The organism is Yoonia sp., assembly GCF_046498525.1.
GTDB lineage: Bacteria > Pseudomonadota > Alphaproteobacteria > Rhodobacterales > Rhodobacteraceae > Yoonia.
Genome location: NZ_JAWOAN010000094.1, coordinates 1 through 15573, shown reverse-complemented (window position 1 = coordinate 15573; position 15573 = coordinate 1). Strand labels below are relative to the sequence as shown.

The window sequence follows — 15573 nt, the reverse complement described above, 5'->3', positions numbered from 1 at the left end:
TAGCTTTTTAGCTAAGTATATTCCAGGTTGGCCAATTGGCGTGTCATGTGCTGTTGGAACATCTAAAATGATGCTCAATCCATTGAAGTAAATGGATATTGATGAAGTCGGGCATCGTTTTGAAATGGCGCACGCCCAACCTATCAGGAGTGCGCCGCAATAGTCAGGCGGCCTGTGCAACCGGCCCGAATCGCTTGTAGAATTCCTGCCCCTTATCGGCCATTTCGCGCAGCAGGTCAGGTGTCTTGAACCGTGCGCCGAACTGCGCAGTCAACTGATCACAGCGTTCTGCCGCATAGGGTGCGCCGATCATGTCGAGCCAGCTGAACGGACCACCGGACCAAGGCGCAAAGCCCCAGCCGAGGATCGCGCCGACATCTCCTTCGCGGATGTCTTCGAGCACGCCTTCTTCCAGCGCACGGACCGCTTCCAGCACCTGCGCGAACAGCAAACGGTGTTGTACAGTGATCAGGTCAGGCTGTTCGTCCGCGACGGGGTATTGCGCAGCAAGCCCTTCCCAGAGCCCCTCACGTTTGCCCTTGTCGTCGTAGCTGTAGAAGCCTGCGTTGGATTTGCGGCCCAGACGGTCCTGCTCGAACATCCAGAACAGCACCTCATCTACTTCGCCGTCAGGATAGGCATCGCCCATCGCGGCCTTGGTCGCCTTGGCGATTTTTACGCCCAGATCGACGGATGTTTCATCGACCAGTTGCAGGGGCCCCAGCGGCATACCGACCAGTTTCGCGGCGTTTTCGATCAGCGCCGGTTCCACCCCTTCCTTCACCATCCGGATGCCTTCGTTGATGTAGGGAATGATGCAGCGGTTGGCGTAGAAGAAGCGTTCGTCATTCACGACGATCGGGGTTTTCCTGATCTGGCGCACATAGTCGAGCGCCTTGGCCACGGCCATATCGCCGGTTTGCTTGCCCTTGATGATTTCGACCAGCAGCATCTTGTCGACGGGGCTGAAAAAGTGGATGCCGATGAATTTTTCTGGATCAGCGGATGCTTTCGCCAGCTCCGTGATCGGCAGGGTCGATGTGTTGGTCGCAAAGATGCAGTCAGCGCCGGTCACGGCCTGCACCTTGGCTGTGACGTCGGCCTTGACGCCCACATCCTCGAACACGGCTTCGACGATCAGATCGCAGCCTTTGAGCGCGTCATAATCGGTCGTGGCGTTGATCAGGCCAAGCACGGCCTCTTTCTTGTCCTCGGTCACCTTTTTGCGGGCGATACCCTTGTCCAGATGTGCGGTCGTGTAGGATTTGCCTTTGTCAGCCGCTTCTTGGGTGCTGTCGATCAGGACAACCTCGATTCCGGCCAAGGCCGAGACCAGTGCGATGCCGGCACCCATCATGCCCGCGCCGATGACGCCAACTTTTTTGACCTTCTGGTCTGGCGCGTCAGGGCGGTTTGCACCTTTTTCCAGCGCTTCCTTGTTGACGAAAAGGCTGCGGATCATGGCGCTTGACGACGGATTTATCAGGACATTGGTGAACCAGCGCGCTTCGATCTTCAGCGCGGTATCGAACGGGACCAGCGCGCCTTCGTAAACCGCCGACAGCAGGGCCTTGGCAGCAGGATAAACGCCTTGCGTCTTGCCGTTGACCATGGCCGAGGCACCGACGAACGTCATGAAACCGGCAGGATGGTAGGGGGCACCACCGGGCATTTTATAGCCCTTTTCGTCCCATGGCTTGACGATATTCGGTTCTGACAGAACCCAAGCTTTGGCCGCAGAGAGCAACTCACCAGCAGGAACAACTTCGTCGATCACGCCAGCCGCCTTTGCCTTCTGCGGGTCGTTCAGCTTGCCCTCAAGCAGGAGCGGGGATGCGCCCATCGCACCCAGCTTGCGCGACAGCCGTGTCGTGCCGCCCGCGCCGGGGAAAATCCCGATGAGGATTTCGGGCAGGCCGATCTTGGCCTTCGGGTTGTCGGCGGCAAAGATGCGGTGGCAGGCGAGCGGTATTTCCAGACCAATGCCAAGCGCTGTGCCGGGCAGGGCGGCTGCAATCGGCTTGCCGCCTCTGTTAGTCTTTGGGTCCATGCCGGCACGCTCGATTTTACGCATGATGCGGTGGGCGTTCATGATCCCGTCAAACAGGCCCTTGGCTGGGTCGTCGCCCACCATTTCCTTCATCTTGGCAATGACTTTGAGGTCCATACCACCGGCAAAGCTGTCGGGCTTGCCGGATGTGATGACAGCCCCTTTGATCGCGTCATCGGCCAGCGCCTGATCAATCAGAGCCTCCAGATCATCCCACGCATCCAACGTCATGACGTTCATGGATTTGCCGATGGTGTCCCAGACAATTGTCGCGACGCCGTCGGCGTCCGTGGTCATTGTGAAATCGGTCATGTCAGACACTCCTTACACGCGTTCAATGATAGTGGCCGCACCCATGCCGGATGCGATGCAAAGGGTAGCAAGGCCGGTGCCTTTACCAGTGCGTTCAAGCTCGTCCAGCAGCGTGCCGATGATGATGGCGCCGGTCGCGCCCAGCGGGTGCCCCATGGCGATGGCCCCGCCATTTACGTTGACCTTGCTGTTTTCGACATTGAAGGCCTGCATGAAGCGTAGCACGACCGATGCAAAAGCCTCATTCACCTCGAAAAGGTCGATGTCACTGATGTTCATTCCGCTGTCTTTGAGGATCTTTTCGGTCACAGGAACCGGACCGGTCAGCATAATGGTCGGGTCCGTGCCGATCTTGGCGGTGGCACGGATCACCGCACGGGGCTTGAGGCCATTGGCCTCGCCCCATTCCTTGGAGGCGATCAGTAGGCCGGCGGCCCCATCGACGATACCGGATGAATTGCCGGCGTGGTGGATGTGATTGACTTTCTCAAGGTGCGGGTACTTCATCAGCGCGACCTTATCGAAACCGGGCATGACTTCGCCCATGGCCTGAAACGCAGGGTTCAGCGCCCCCAGTGTCTGCATGTTCGTCTCGGGGCGCATGTATTCGTCATGGTCCAGAATGGGCAAGCCGTTGATGTCGCGGACGGTGACGACAGATTCGGCGAAACGGTTGTCATCCCATGCCGCCTTGGCGCGTTTCTGGCTTTCCACCGCAAGCTGGTCGGCGTCAACACGGCTGAAACCATATTCTGTGGCAATGATATCGGCGGAAATGCCTTGCGGCACGAAATAGGTCTCCATCGCAATCGAAGGATCGACGGCAATCGCCGCCCCGTCCGAGCCCATGGCAACACGGCCCATCATTTCAACGCCACCGGCGATGTAAGCATCGCCTGCGCCACCCTTCACCTGATTTGCGGCAAGGTTCACGGCTTCCATGCCCGACGCGCAGAAACGGTTGATCGCCAGACCGGGGATCGATTGATCCAGGTCAGAAGCCAGCACGGCGGTCCGCGCAAGGCAGCCGCCCTGTTCACCGACCTGTGTGACGTTGCCCCAGATCACATCCTCAACGGCGTGGCCTTCGAGATTGTTGCGCGCTTTCAGCGCGTTCAGCACGCCAGCGGAGAGGCGCGCAGATGTCACCTCATGCAGGCTGCCGTCTTTGCGGCCCTTGCCGCGCGGGGTGCGGATGGCGTCGTAGATATAGGCGTCGGTCATAGTGTCCTCCAATTGGATCGCGTCACCCACGGGCGCGGGGCATCAGGTCATAAGGATGTTGCCAACCGGGCTGGGCTGCGATTGCGTCCAGCCAGCGGTCAATGTTCGGATAAGCCTTGCGGTCGAAGGTAAAGTCTTCGGGATAGAAAAGGTAACCGCAGCAGGCGATATCGGCGATCGTCATTTCGTCCGACGCAAGCCAGTCGCGCCCCTCAAGTTGCGTTTCCATGATCTTGAGCGCCGAGGCGAGCCGCATTGCCACAAATGCATTTACATCCGCGTTGCGCTTGTCTTCGGGCAGGAAGTTCATGTTGAAGCGCAGGGTGCCGGCCATGCCCGAAACCTTGTGATTGTCGAAGAACATCCAGCGCAGCACATCACGGCGTTCTGCCGCCGATTTGCCACCCAGCTTACCGGTCTTGGAGCTGATATAGTCCTGTATCACGCCCGATTGGGTCAGCACGGTATCGCCGTCTTCCAGCACAGGCACTTCGCCCATCACATTGAGTGCGCGGAATTCCGGAGTGCGGGTGGCACCTTTGAAGAAATCGACAAAGACAGGCTCCCACGCCGCATCGGCCAGCGTCAGGGTCAATGCGACCTTATAGGCGTTTCCGCTTTCGCCAAAGCAATGCAGTTTCATCATCATGTGCCCCTTCCAGAGGTCCGATCCTTTATCCGGCATCGGAATTTGAGTTTTTTTGCCAAGATGAAGGTGGAGCGTGTCGATCGTAATCAAACGTTAACCCTCTTTGGCGATCATGTTCATGCGTCAATAGCTGGAGAGCGACTTGACGTCCAAGGTGAAGCCCCGGTTCTTTTCGAAAGGCCGGGGTGGAACTTCCTTCTTCATCTTGGTCGAAAAACTCCCGCCGGAGGCTCCAACCGTTTCAATCATCGCGACCCTTGCGGTTCTATGGCAAAGCGTGGTGGGTGGTAAGGTGGGTCTGGACCCACTTCACCTTAGAAGTTTGCTGCCTCAAGCGCCATGACAGTATCACCACCGGTATTGATGCGCGCGAGATGCATCGCGGTGGCGGGCAGTTGGCGGGCCATATAGTAACGGCCTGTCGCAATTTTGGTCTCAAGGAATTCGGTGTCGGACGCACCGGCATCCAACGCTTCCATCGCCGCTTTGGCCATGCGGGCCCACATCAGGCCAAGGCAAACGTGGCCCATCATGTGCATGAAGTCGTAAGACCCGGACAGCGCGTTGTTGGGTTTTGTCGCGTTCTGCATGAAGTACATGCCGGCGGCTTGCAGGTCTTTCGACGCGGCTTTCAGTGGGTCGAGGAAGTCTTTCTTCAGCGCCTCATTGCCTTCGTTTTCCTTGATGAAGGTTTTGATCATCTCGAAAAACGCCATCACGTGCTTGCCGCCATCCAGAGCGAGCTTGCGCCCTACAAGATCAAGCGCCTGCACGCCGTTAGCCCCCTCGTAGATCATCGCAATCCGTGCATCGCGGACATATTGGGACATGCCCCATTCTTCGATATAGCCGTGACCGCCATAGACCTGCTGTGCTGCCGTGGCATATTCAAAACCCTTGTCGGTCAGAAATGCCTTGATGACCGGTGTCATCAAGGAAATCAGCCCATCCGCGTCCGCATCATGGTTCTTGTGCGCACGGTCGATCAGATAGGCGCCCCAGAAGGTAAACGCCCGCGCCCCTTCGACGAAGGATTTCTGATCCATCAGGTTGCGGCGAATATCAGGGTGTACGATCAGCGGATCGGCAGGGCCGTCCGGGTTCTTTGCACCTGTGACGTCACGCCCTTGCAGACGGTTGTTGGCGTAGGCAACGGCGTTCTGATAGGCGCTTTCGGCCTGGGCGTAGCCTTGCAGCCCCACCCCCAGACGGGCTTCGTTCATCATGGTGAACATGGCGCGCATACCCTTATGCTCTTCGCCGATCAGGTAACCCGTCGCTTCGTCATAGTTCATCACGCAGGTCGCGTTGCCGTGGATGCCCATTTTCTCTTCGATCTTGCCGCAGGCCACGCCATTGCGCGCGCCCAAAGAGCTGTCATCGTTGACCATGAACTTGGGCACGATGAACAGCGATACACCTTTGATGCCCTCTGGCCCTCCTTGGATTTTCGCCAGCACGAGGTGGATGATGTTATCGGCCATGTCGTGCTCACCGGCGGAGATAAAGATCTTCTGACCGGAGATTTTGTAAGACCCGTCACCGTTTGACACGGCCTTGGTGCGCATGAGCCCCAGATCGGTGCCGCAATGCGGTTCGGTCAGGTTCATCGTGCCGGTCCATTCGCAGGACACCATCTTGGGCAGGTATTTCTGCTTTTGCGCGTCCGACCCGTGCGCATAGATCGTGGAGTAGGCCCCGTGGGTCAGCCCCTGATACATGTTGAATGCCATGTTGGCGGACACGAAAGGTTCCTGTGCGGCCGTGTGCATCACGTAAGGCAGGCCTTGACCACCATATTCAGGATCGCAATCCATCGCGGTCCAGCCACCGTCTTTCATTTGCTGGAAGGCTTCCTTGAAACCTGTGGGCGTGCGGACCACGCCGTTTTCCATTTCGCAGCCTTCCTTGTCGCCCACGACATTGAGTGGGTGCAATACCTCGGATGCGACTTTGCCGGCCTCTTCGACGACGGCACCCGTAAAGTCACGGTCCAGATCTTCGAAACCCGCGATGTCCTGTTCGCTGACCTTCAAGAGGTCATGCAGCACAAATTGGATGTCTTTTGTCGGCGCGTTGTAGATCGGCATCTGGTCTCTCTCCCATTCGTCGTACTGACTGGCCGCGCCTGATGGTCAGGCGGCAGCCGTTTTCTGTTTGGCCAGTTGCGCCAGCTTTTTGGCGCCCCATGCCATTTGTTCTCTCAGCTCGCCGATCGCTTCTTCCAACTCGGCCTTCTGGGCCTCCATGTCGGCAAGGTGCTTTTCGGCAAGGACATATGTTTTCGACAACTGCGCTTCTTGACCGTCGTTCATGTGGTAGAGGTCCAAAAGCTGGCGAATTTCCTCAAGGCTGAAACCAAAACGCTTGCCACGCAGGATCAACTTCAACCGCGCGCGGTCGCTTTTCGTGAACAGGCGCTTTTGGCCCTCACGGATCGGGAACAGCAGCTCTTTGGCCTCGTAAAAGCGAAGCGTGCGTGGCGTCACATCAAATGCGTCACACATCTGCCGAATGTTAAGCTTTTCCGTCGTCATCTCTTCATTCCTTCCATGCGTGTATCAATGAGGCGCACCTGTGAAGAATGTCCTCACTATACAAGCAAAGTTGACGCGAACGTAAACGTAACGTGGCGTCACGGCAGAGTTGACGAAAGGTCAGCAAAGGTGACGTCGGGTGCGGCGCAAGATAAGAAGGGGGGAAATGCTTGCTGACGGCCCCTCAAAGCGCTTTTTATTGGGTTTTGGAGCCAGTTTGCGAAGTGCGTCTCGTCGATCCGGATGTGAATAAAGACAAATCCGGTGATCCCGCTCAAGCTGAAACCACGCAGACATAACACAAGAGTGAACTGGGGGGCGTGCTCAGCCAAGCGTCTCGGCGGTTGTGTCGCGGAGATTCTGAAGCTCGGTGATCGTTTCTTCAAGCTGCCGTTTTTGTTCCGCCAGTTCGACCAATTGCCGGTCGGCAAGCGCCAACCATTCGCGCATCTGCGCTTCGGTGCCTTCGTGTTCGTAGATCAGCAGCCATTGCCTTATGTCTTCGAGAGAGAAACCAAACCGCCGACCGCGCAATATCAGTGTCATACGCGCCAGTTCCTTGGCGCTATAAAACCGCGAGCGCCCTTCTTTTTCAGGGTGCAGTAGTTCAATATATTCGTAATAGCGCAGCGTGCGCGGCGTTACGTCGAATCTTGCGCACATCTCTTTGAATGACAGGCGTGGTTCCGACATCGCGTTCTCCCTTGACGCAATCGTAGCGGCTAGCATCAAGTGGGGCAACCGCACTAAGCAGTTCAAAGGATACTCACAGGTGGTCAATCGGGCCAATCAAATGTACGCAAAGACCAGTCTGATCAGGAGAGCAAATGTCTGACGCGCAAAACGCCCGCCACGATGTGCTGGCCCGCCAGTTCATAGAGGCCATTCCCCATGCGCAGGAATTGGGGATGCGGTTGACCGAGATCGCTGATGGCAAGGCCGTTGTCGGTATGGATTACGATGCGCGTTTTGTCGGTGATCCCGATACGGGGGTCATCCACGGTGGTGCGGTCTCTGCGTTGATGGATACGTGCGCCGGTGCAGCGGTCATGGCGCATCCGGCAGCGCCTGTTGCGACCGCGACACTTGATTTGCGGATAGATTACATGCGGCCCGCGACGCCCGGACAGCGCATCACCGCAACGGCAGAATGTTACCATGTGACCCGGTCTGTCGCATTCGTCCGCGCCACCGCCGTTGATGCGGACCCGACACGGCCGGTCGCGACCGCCACAGGTGCCTTTACCATCGAGAGGGCAAAATCATGAGCCGCCGTCCCGAACCTGTGCAGGTCGTCAAGCAGCGCCGCGATGCGATGTTGCAAAGGCTGGTGTCTGGTGTGCCTTATATTCAGTTCCTCGGTATTGAGATTGACAGGCGCGGGGATGAGCTCACCGCGATCCTGCCCTATGCTGACAAGCTGATCGGCAATCCCATGTTGCCCGCCATTCATGGTGGTGTGACCGCAGCGTTTCTGGAAGTGACTGCAATTGTCGAACTCAGCTGGGAAATGATCTGGGAAGATATGGAGGCGGGCAAGTTAAGCGATGACGCGCCGCGCATCCAGTTGCCCAAGACGATTGATTTCACAGTTGATTATCTGCGCTCGGGTCTGCCGCGCGATGCTTACGCGCGCGCACGGGTCAACCGGTCGGGCCGCCGCTATGCTTCTGTTCATGTGGAAACTTGGCAGGATAACCGCAGCCGCCTTTTTGCCGCAGCGACCGGGCATTTCCTGATGCCTGAGCGCGATGGCTGAGGCGCTGTCCCATCGCCGCGTGCTGGCGATTGCCTTGCCCATCGTGCTGTCGAATGCGACTGTGCCGATCCTTGGTGTGGTCGATACGGCCGTCGTCGGCCAGTTGGGAGAGGCCGCACCAATCGGGGCTGTTGGTATTGGCGCGATCATCCTTTCTGCCGTCTATTGGATTTTCGGTTTCCTGCGCATGGGCACGACGGGCCTGACATCGCAGGCTGCCGGGGCAGGGGATGTGGATGAAGTCGATGCCTTGCTCTCACGTGCCCTTCTGATCGGGATTTCAGCGGGGCTGGTGATGGTCGTCACACAGGTGGCGATTTTTCAGGGCGCCTTCTGGGTGTCACCTGCCAGTGCCGAGGTTGAAGGGCTGGCCCGCGATTACATGACCATCCGCATCTGGTCGGCGCCCGCGACCATCGCGCTTTACGGGATCACCGGCTGGCTGATCGCGCAGGAACGGACGCGCGCAGTGCTTGTTATTCAGGTGGGTATGAACGGTGCCAATATCGCGCTCAGTTTTATACTGGGACTGAAGCTGGGGTGGGGTGTCGAGGGCGTGGCATGGGCGACGTTCATGGCAGAGTGGGGTGGTCTGGCGCTTGGGCTTTGGTTTTGCCGGGGTGTGTTTGGCCGACCGGCATGGGTCTCTGCCGCGCGCGTTTTTGACGTTGTGCGGCTTAAGCATATGGCGCTTGTGAACACCGATATCCTGATCCGGTCTGTGCTGCTGCAGGCGATCTTTGTCAGCTTCCTGTTCTTCGGCTCCGATTTCGGCGACGTGCAACTGGCGGCAAACCAGATCCTCATGCAGTTCCTGCAAGTCACCGCCTATGCATTGGACGGTTTCGCATTCGCAGCAGAGGCACTTGTAGGGCAGGCGCTGGGCGCGCGGGCGCGGGCGGCCTTGCGCCGCAGCGCGATCCTCAGCAGCCTGTGGGGCGGGATCGTCTGCGCGATGCTTGCCTTGTCGTTCGCGCTTTTTGGCGGCACTATCATAGATATCATGACCACTGCACCCGACGTGCGCGAAACGGCGCGTGTTTATTTGCCTTACATGGTAGCAGCCCCCGTCGTCGGGGTCGCGGCATGGATGCTGGATGGTATCTTTATTGGCGCGACCCGCACCAAGGACATGCGCAACATGATGATCGTTTCAGCGGTGATTTATTTCGCTACCGTTGTCCCGCTCATGTCCGTTTTCCAGAACCACGGGCTTTGGATCGCGCTGTTGTTGAACTTTGTCGTGCGTGGTGTGACGCTTGGCTGGAAATATCCGGGATTGGAGGCCGAGGCGGACAGGCGTGCCTTAGGTCCAGTCGCTGCGGCCTGATCCGACGGCCTCTGCCACATTGGCAAAGCCATCGCGCCTCAGCAGATCGTCAAGACCATGCGCTATGTCGCCCGCAAGGGATATGCCACCGTAGACCAGTGCCGTATAAAGCTGAACTGCTGACGCGCCGGCCCGGATTTTCTGATAGGCCTGTTCCGCGCTTCCCACGCCGCCCACGCCGATGAGTGGAAGGTGCGTCAGCCCCGCAAGCTGCGCCAGAACGCGCGTGGATTTTTCAAACAGCGGCTGGCCGGATAGCCCACCCATTTCTGCCTTGTGCGGCCCATGCAACCCGTCTCGGTTCAAAGTGGTGTTCGTGGCGATGATCGCGTCTATGCCAGATACATTCGCGACCTCGGCGATTTCTAAGATTTCGGCATCGCTCAGGTCGGGTGCAATCTTGAGAAATATGGGGATCGGCTTGTTCAGTCCAGAGCGCGCCTCCATCACGCCAGCCAGCAAAGCGGCCAATGCGGCCTTGCCCTGCAGGTCGCGCAGTTTTTCGGTGTTGGGCGAGGACACATTGACCGTTGCGAAATCGACGAAGGGTCCGCAGCGCGTAAGGACTGTCGCAAAGTCCGCCGCCTTGTCGCTGCTGTCCTTGTTCGCCCCGAGGTTGAGGCCGATCACAGCATCCTTCGGACGGTCGGCCAAACGCTGGGCAATCGTATCCATGCCATCGTTGTTGAACCCGAAACGGTTGATTGCCGCTTGATCCTGCGGCAGCCGGAACAGACGCGGCTTTGGGTTGCCCGGTTGCGGGCGCGGGGTGGCGGCACCGACCTCAAGAAACCCGAAACCTGTTCTGGACAACGCATGCAAGGCTGTTGCGTTCTTGTCAAAACCAGCGGCGAGGCCGACAGGGTTTGGCACATCCAGACCCGCGATACTGGTCTGAAGGCGCAGGGATGTGACGGGTCCGGAGCGCGGGCCCAAACCTGCGTTCAGGGCTTTCAACGCCAGACCATGTGCCAACTCGGGGTCGACCCTGCGCAACGCCGTGAGGCCGATTTTCTCAAGTGCGCTCATGAAAGGGCGGGAAACTGGTGCATGCCATTGTGCAACGGCAGTGGCTTTGCCCAAACTACATCGTCCATCCGCATTTTGCGGTAGAGATGCGGAAACAGCACGTCTTTACGGGCGGGCTCCCATTTCAGGGGCTCCAGCCCATCTGTTTCGACGGCCAGAAGGACAAGGCCTTCGACGCCTGCAAAGTATTTGGCCGCCGTTTCGGCGACAGTCTCGGCACTTGAAAGATGGACATAACCATCGGCCACATCAATCGGCGCACCTGCGGTTTCACCGTCGGCTTGCAGGGTGGCCCATTCGTCGGCCCGGAATATTTTGTAAATCAGCATGTATGTGTCATGGCTTGTGCGTAAAAAATCGTCAAGCGCAGGCCGTTCATCTATTGGTGCCTTGATTGGCGACGGGTTGGGCAAGGATAACGTTTGACTCTGACAAACCGCCTAGCCAAGCTGATATTATTCCAATTTTGGGGACATGTTCCAATGATTTCACGTATGATGACAACAACCTGTGCGCTTGCCGTGATGGGTAGCATGGCGGCAGCCGATTATTCACTGACAATCCTGCACACAAACGATTTTCACGCACGCTTTGAGCCGATCAGCCGGTTCGACAGTGGCTGCTCTGCCGAGGACAATGCGGCAGGCGAATGCTTTGGCGGCACCGCGCGTCTGGTAACCGCGATTGCGGATGCACGGGCGCGCACCAATAACTCTATCCTTGTCGACGGCGGCGATCAGTTTCAGGGCACGTTGTTCTATACCTACTACAAAGGGGCAGCCGCTGCCGAGTTCATGAACAAACTGGGCTATGACGGCATGACCGTGGGCAACCATGAATTTGATGACGGACCCGAAGTGCTGCGCGGCTTTATGGATTCAGTGCAGTTCCCGGTGCTGATGTCCAATGCGGATGTATCGGCCGAGCCTTTGCTGGCAGACACCCTGATGAAATCGACCGTGATCGAGCGCGGTGGCGAGCAGATCGGCATGATCGGCCTGACACCAGAAAACACCGATGAGCTGGCAAGCCCCGGTCCGAATGTTGTATTCTCTGATCCTGCCGCTGCGGTTCAGGCAGAAGTCGACAAGCTGACCGAGATGGGCGTGAACAAGATTGTCGTGCTCTCCCACTCCGGCTATGGTGTCGATCTTGATGTGGCCGCCAATACCACGGGCGTTGACGTGATCGTTGGCGGTCACACCAACACGCTATTGGGCGATGATGAGAATGCAGCCGGTCCTTATCCGACGATGGTTGGCGATACCGCTATCGTGCAGGCCTATGCCTACGGCAAATTCCTGGGTGAGCTGAATATCACTTTTGACGATGAAGGTGTGATTACCGAAGCCGCCGGTGCCCCGCTTTTGATGGACGCCTCCGTTACGGAAGATGCAGCTACCGTGGCGCGCGTCGCAGAGCTTGCCGCACCGCTCGATGAGATCCGGCAGCAGGTTGTCGCCGAAACCTCCGCATCGATTGACGGTGACCGGTCCGTTTGCCGCGCGATGGAATGTTCCATGGGCAACCTGATTGCAGACGCCATGCTCGAACGGGTGCGGGATCAGGGCATCCAGATCGGATTCCAGAACTCCGGCGGTATCCGGGCGTCAATCGACGCTGGCGAAGTGACGATGGGCGAAGTGCTGACGGTGTTGCCGTTCCAGAACACGCTGTCCACGTTCCAGGTGACCGGTGCGACGATGATTGCCGCACTCGAAAACGGTGTCAGTCAGCATGAAGACGGCTCTGGCCGTTTCCCGCAGGTATCGGGCATGTCATTCACGGTTGACCTGAGCCAGGAACCCGGTTCGCGGATCAGCGATATCATGATTGGGGGCGAACCGATCGATCCCGACGCAGTATATGGTGTGGTGTCCAATAACTTTGTCCGTAACGGCGGCGACGGTTACAGCATGTTCGAAGATGCGATGAACGCCTATGATTTCGGCCCTGATCTGGCCGATGTAACTGCGGAATTCATCGCCGAGAGTGCACCTTACCAGCCTTACACGGATGGCCGCATTACCATGAAATAAGCGTTTCGGCACTAAGTGAAAGCGCGCCGCAGGAGACTGCGGCGTGCTTTTTTGTCGTCCTCGCGACAACCGAAGTTCACGAATACCAAATCTTTTTCGCGTGATCCGTGCGGTTCAGTCGAAAGACTGTTCTTGGCCAATCGGATAGTGAGCCGCTCCCCAATAGTTGGACAGGAGCTGGAATAAATTAAGCTATTCTTCGCATCTGCTGATCGGGGTTGGTCGTCGCATTTCCTTGCCAGTAGACGACGGTGGGCAGTTGTGGAAAGTCATCCATCTCTGGACGAGGCGGTCGCGGTAAATCAGTCCCGGTCAGCATGTTTCATTGCTGTCGTGAACGGTTTTCTTGTGATCACCGGCAAGACGGTAAACTATGGAGCAACGGAACTTGAAGTGGTGCTTTCACGTTTATGTGCCGCCCCAAGGAACTCCTTGGACCAAGTGCAATACAGGCTGTCAGACATACCCTCGCGACGATCCAACGCCGAGATGCTTTCCTCTTCGCGCAACCCGGCCGAAACAATGCGGATATTTTTGCCGCTTGTCAGCGGCGTCCTTCGATGTTCCGGGCCTCACCGCTCAAGCTAATTGTCGGGGAAATGCGGGCGGTCAGGTCCGTAATGCGTGGCGAGATAGTCCAATATCTGATCTCGATACTCCTCCTCGATCTCCGACATACCCATTTCTTCGACCATCCACACAAGAATCTCGTCCCAGCCTTCGCGGGTCTGGCCTTGCTGGGCTATGATCATTTCGGAATGACAGGCAGTGCAATAATCGTAGGTGAGCTGCGCTCCGACGGCCGGGTACAAGCTCCCCACATCATAAATCACCTCGCTGTTTCCCTGATCGTCCGTCACTATGGTCTGTGCATATGCGACGCCTGACCCCACTGTTGCAGTCAGGACCATGGCCAATAAGAGATGAACATCTCTGTTTTCCATTTCTTTCTCCAATGGCAGGAAAAGGCGCGGCACTGCAGAGCGCCGCGCCTGATTTCCATCCCGTAGCGGATCAGCCAGCCATCACACCGACACGATGCATTGTGTTGTTAAGATACCCGCGGGGGTTCCAAGATATGGCATGCGGTTGCGATACGCCTTCGCTGTCGGTCGCGCGTGCCCAGATTTCATAATAGCCCGCCATCGGGAAGGTTACAGCGCTGCGCCAGTTCTGCCAGGCCCCCGGGTTGACAGGGGCATCAAGCTCGGCGTCCTGCCAAGTTGAACCGAAATCGATCGACACCTCCAACCGCTCGATCGTGCGGTCGCCTACCCAGGCATGCCCGCGCACGTCGCTTGACAGGCCGGTCTCGGTGCCATTTTCGGGAAATGTGACGATGGATTTCACCGGCATCGCCTCAATGATCACCATGTCCTCATTCGGTACATCAGTGCCCGGCGCCACCGGATAGGCAGGGACGCGGTAAGACTGGCCACCCATCTTTGCACCGTCGTGCACGACGTCGCGGACCTGGATTCGTGTCAGCCATTTCTGCGAGCATGACCCCGGCCAGCCCGGCACAACAAGGCGTAAGGGTGCCCCATTCATCGGATGCAGGGCCCCACCGTTCATTTCGAAAGCGATCAATATGCTCTCGTCGTTCAACGCTTTGTCGATCGGGATACCACGCGACAGCGGGGATTGTTCCGGGTCGCCAGACAGGTGAATATCGGCGCCCTCATGGCCGGTATAGACTGCAGACGGCTGCACACCGGCGGCTGCCAGTACATCCTTGAGCCGCACGCCGGTCCATTCCGAGCACGCCACGGCACCCACTGTCCACTGGTTACCCCGCGCTGGCGGGTCGAAAGCCGAGCGTCCGTTGCCGCCACATTCGATATGCAGCGCCCGCGTTATGACCTCGAAACTCTCGCGCAATTCGGCGATGCTCATGGTCATCGGGTTGTCGACAAAGCCGTCGATGGTCAGCGTCCAGCCTTCGGCATCCATGTCGAAAGGCAGCAGACCGTTGTTACGGACGAAATGCCGCTCGGTCGGCGTGATCGCGTCGTCGAGCAGATGTGCGGGCGTCTCGGCGTTTACGGGCCGGTCGCCAAGCAGCGTCAGACCGTCCTTATCACTAAGGGGATTGTCTTGTGCAAATGCAGCCGGGACAAGCCCCAGCGGCATATTTCGTTCAAAAGGTATGGCTAGACCGGCAATTGTTCCGACTGTCGCTAACCCGGCTCCACGCAAGAAGGTTCGACGGCCTTCCTTTTCAAGTTTTCCCTTTGCGTATTGGAGTGATTATAATAATATAGATGTTCTACCAGATGGAGATTCTGATGGTATAGGTGATACACCTTATACAAAAAACGGTGTATATGATTTATTTCCTTTAGGTTATTTTTTGAAAGCACCGGATAAGCCTCATGATCCAATTCCAGAGGATAATGAAACAGATGTATCGTTAGAGATTACTTTGAAAGTCCGTGTCACTGATCCAGATAGTAAAGAATTAACAGTATATTTTTACCGTGCTGAAGATGATACTTTAATAAATAGCCAAACTCAAAATCCAGTAAAAAATGTACAAAATAATAGTGTAGTGGAATGTCGATTCACTCTTGGTTTTGGTGTAAAATTTTTTGCATGGTATGTTATTTCTTCTGATGGAAAGCAACAGAATAAATCAGATACC

General features: G+C 57.2%; 15 protein-coding genes. 5 read left to right on the top strand and 10 right to left on the bottom strand.

From position 1 onward, the window contains the following. Positions 1 to 163: 163 nt before the first annotated feature. From R6T97_RS06185 to R6T97_RS06160, 6 genes are all read right to left on the bottom strand, one after another. Entirely contained in the window at positions 164 to 2362 is a 2199-nt protein-coding gene (locus tag R6T97_RS06185; RefSeq protein WP_410348422.1) for a 3-hydroxyacyl-CoA dehydrogenase NAD-binding domain-containing protein, read from the bottom strand. Positions 2363 to 2374: 12 nt separating this feature from the next. Continuing rightward, entirely contained in the window at positions 2375 to 3586 is a 1212-nt protein-coding gene (locus R6T97_RS06180) for an acetyl-CoA C-acetyltransferase (protein WP_410348421.1), read from the bottom strand. Between the two features lie 22 nt (positions 3587 to 3608). Further along, positions 3609 to 4235, bottom strand: coding sequence for a glutathione S-transferase family protein (locus R6T97_RS06175; protein ID WP_410348420.1), 627 nt, complete (start codon positions 4233 to 4235; stop codon positions 3609 to 3611). Positions 4236 to 4549: 314 nt separating this feature from the next. Further along, positions 4550 to 6325, bottom strand: coding sequence for an acyl-CoA dehydrogenase C-terminal domain-containing protein (locus tag R6T97_RS06170; RefSeq protein ID WP_410348419.1), 1776 nt, complete (start codon positions 6323 to 6325; stop codon positions 4550 to 4552). Positions 6326 to 6370: 45 nt separating this feature from the next. Further along, entirely contained in the window at positions 6371 to 6772 is a 402-nt protein-coding gene (locus tag R6T97_RS06165) for a MerR family transcriptional regulator (protein WP_410348418.1), read from the bottom strand. A gap of 324 nt (positions 6773 to 7096) precedes the next feature. Continuing rightward, positions 7097 to 7465: a MerR family transcriptional regulator gene (locus tag R6T97_RS06160; protein WP_410348417.1), complete on the bottom strand. Its 369-nt coding sequence runs from the start codon at positions 7463 to 7465 to the stop codon at positions 7097 to 7099. Positions 7466 to 7599: 134 nt separating this feature from the next. On the opposite strand from R6T97_RS06160, the gene R6T97_RS06155 reads away from it, so the two are divergent. From R6T97_RS06155 to R6T97_RS06145, 3 genes are read left to right on the top strand one after another with little or no spacing between them, the layout of a single operon-like run. Next, positions 7600 to 8040 carry a PaaI family thioesterase gene (locus R6T97_RS06155; RefSeq protein WP_410348416.1) on the top strand — a complete coding sequence of 147 codons (441 nt, stop codon included), beginning with the start codon at positions 7600 to 7602 and terminating at the stop codon, positions 8038 to 8040. After that, positions 8037 to 8531 (top strand): PaaI family thioesterase, encoded by a 495-nt coding sequence (locus R6T97_RS06150; RefSeq protein ID WP_410348415.1) that lies wholly within the window; start codon positions 8037 to 8039, stop codon positions 8529 to 8531. Before R6T97_RS06155 ends, R6T97_RS06150 begins: the two co-directional genes overlap by 4 nt. After that, positions 8524 to 9861: an MATE family efflux transporter gene (locus R6T97_RS06145; RefSeq protein WP_410348414.1), complete on the top strand. Its 1338-nt coding sequence runs from the start codon at positions 8524 to 8526 to the stop codon at positions 9859 to 9861. Before R6T97_RS06150 ends, R6T97_RS06145 begins: the two co-directional genes overlap by 8 nt. Here the strand turns inward: R6T97_RS06145 and R6T97_RS06140 are convergent. Then, complete coding sequence (locus tag R6T97_RS06140; RefSeq protein ID WP_410348413.1) at positions 9838 to 10890, bottom strand: quinone-dependent dihydroorotate dehydrogenase; 1053 nt, start codon at positions 10888 to 10890, stop codon at positions 9838 to 9840. The genes R6T97_RS06145 and R6T97_RS06140 overlap by 24 nt on opposite strands. Beyond that, on the bottom strand, positions 10887 to 11219 hold the full coding sequence (locus R6T97_RS06135; protein ID WP_410348412.1) for a DUF952 domain-containing protein: 333 nt from the start codon (positions 11217 to 11219) through the stop codon (positions 10887 to 10889). Before R6T97_RS06135 ends, R6T97_RS06140 begins: the two co-directional genes overlap by 4 nt. Positions 11220 to 11372: 153 nt before the next feature. Between R6T97_RS06135 and R6T97_RS06130 the strand changes: the two genes are divergently transcribed. Next, positions 11373 to 12929 (top strand): bifunctional metallophosphatase/5'-nucleotidase, encoded by a 1557-nt coding sequence (locus tag R6T97_RS06130; protein WP_410348411.1) that lies wholly within the window; start codon positions 11373 to 11375, stop codon positions 12927 to 12929. Between the two features lie 584 nt (positions 12930 to 13513). On the opposite strand, the gene R6T97_RS06125 is transcribed toward R6T97_RS06130, so the two are convergent. Together R6T97_RS06125 and R6T97_RS06120 are read right to left on the bottom strand one after the other, a co-directional pair. After that, positions 13514 to 13873: an aldehyde dehydrogenase gene (locus tag R6T97_RS06125; protein ID WP_410348410.1), complete on the bottom strand. Its 360-nt coding sequence runs from the start codon at positions 13871 to 13873 to the stop codon at positions 13514 to 13516. A gap of 70 nt (positions 13874 to 13943) precedes the next feature. Beyond that, on the bottom strand, positions 13944 to 15062 hold the full coding sequence (locus tag R6T97_RS06120; RefSeq protein WP_410348409.1) for a sulfite oxidase: 1119 nt from the start codon (positions 15060 to 15062) through the stop codon (positions 13944 to 13946). Positions 15063 to 15078: 16 nt separating this feature from the next. Here R6T97_RS06120 and R6T97_RS06115 point away from each other — a divergent pair. Then, a partial coding sequence (locus R6T97_RS06115) for a hypothetical protein (RefSeq protein ID WP_410348408.1) occupies positions 15079 to 15573 on the top strand: 495 nt, incomplete at its 3' end.